The sequence below is a fragment of the Bacillus sp. TL12 genome, from assembly GCF_022625245.1.
GTDB lineage: Bacteria > Bacillota > Bacilli > Bacillales > Bacillaceae_G > Bacillus_A.
In genome coordinates this window covers 1-1,495 of record NZ_JAJJBY010000148.1, presented here as the reverse complement: position 1 = coordinate 1,495, position 1,495 = coordinate 1, and the positions used below count along the sequence as shown (strand labels likewise).

Annotated in this window: 1 protein-coding gene; it reads right to left on the bottom strand. The window is 32.6% G+C overall.

Features of this window, described 5'->3' with window-relative positions; translation table 11 throughout:
- Window positions 1-62: 62 nt before the first annotated feature.
- A complete protein-coding gene (locus tag LOK41_RS28120) occupies window positions 63-1,268 on the bottom strand; it encodes a macrolide family glycosyltransferase (RefSeq protein ID WP_241819372.1) in 1,206 nt (401 codons plus the stop codon).
- Window positions 1,269-1,495: the final 227 nt, after the last annotated feature.

Sequence of the window (1,495 nt, the reverse complement as noted above, 5' to 3'; positions counted from 1 at the left end):
TCCATTTCTATATATTTTAGTTAGAGTAGATTTCTAGTTGTCATCTTAGATTGAAATTTATATTATTTTGAAAGGTGGTAATTAGACATAAATTGCTCAATTTCTTCAATAGCTTTTTTGTACCCCCCAGCCTCTCGAAGAGACTCTCCAATTTTACGGCTCTTTTCCTTAAATGTTACATCGTCCATTACTTTCTTTACAGTTTCACGTAATAACTCTGGCGTTACTTCTTTACGATTCAATCTTATTCCAGCCCCTACTTCGGCTACTCGTTTTGCAACTAAAGGTTGATCCCCTGTCACCGGAACTACGACTAACGGAACACCGTAATATAATGCTTCACTTGAGCTATTCATACCACCATGTGTCACGAATACATCAGCGTGCTGTAATACTTCTAATTGCGGGACATAATTATACAACTTAAAGTTATTGGGGATATTTTCAAATTGACTTATATTTATCTTCTTACCAACAACTAATACGACTGTCGCTTCTACATCTTTAAAAGCTTCAAAACATTTTTCATATAGCTCAGGTTGTTCATTAAAAACTGTTCCCATAGAAATGAAAATCACTTTTTCATTTTTTAAATCTTCGGTAGGAAAACTGTCCACTTCTTTACGAGTAGCAATTGATGGACCTACAAATTTATACGATTCATCAAATACATCCGAATACGGTTGATACTCTTTAGAAGTATATACAATCGTAATATCTCCAGGATGATTCATAATATCATATAGACTATTACATTCCATTCCATATCGCTCTTTCCATTGTTCCAGTCCAGCTAAGCACGATTGGTATAGTGGATCATTTTCATCTATTTGTCTCGCTTCTTGTTCATCATTAAAGACAATGTACTGATTATAAGCAAAAGTTGTACAAGAAGAAATGTTAGGTAACTTAAAAATATTCGCTATGATACGCCCTACAGGAAAATGATTATCATAAATCATGTAAGCGTACTGTTCTCCTCTCGTCTCTTCTATAATTTGATTGACAATACGTTCCGATGCTTCCATCATATGTGATAACATCGGAACAGGACTACCTCCTTCATTTACTCGTTCCATAATATTAATCTGAGAAAAAAAATTCTCAAATGCTCGAAACTCCGCACCTGTTGCTTCAATCTTCTTTCTATAATCCTCAATACAATATGCAACAACTGTTTCTCCACGCTGAATTAACTCACTAACAATAGCTAACGTCGGATTAATATGACCTTCTCCAGGAAAATTTATTACGAGTACATTCGCCATTACAATCTTTCCTTTCCATTTAATATAATTAAATTAATAATTAATCATGTTAATCAATCCCCATTATAAACCAATCTATTCCATGCATTCATATATTTCTCTTCATTTTATTATTGAGAAATATTTTCTACTGCTAATGTTATTATGAGTACAAAATTTTAATAACACCTAATAAATTCAACCTTTACTTTTCATATCCAGTAATATAAGACCATTATATTTTAAAG

What these genes read in the sequence shown, in the direction of transcription:
- LOK41_RS28120 (WP_241819372.1), bottom strand. Translation starts at nt 1,268, where the DNA reads ATGGCGAATGTACTCGTAATAAATTTTCCTGGAGAAGGTCATATTAAT.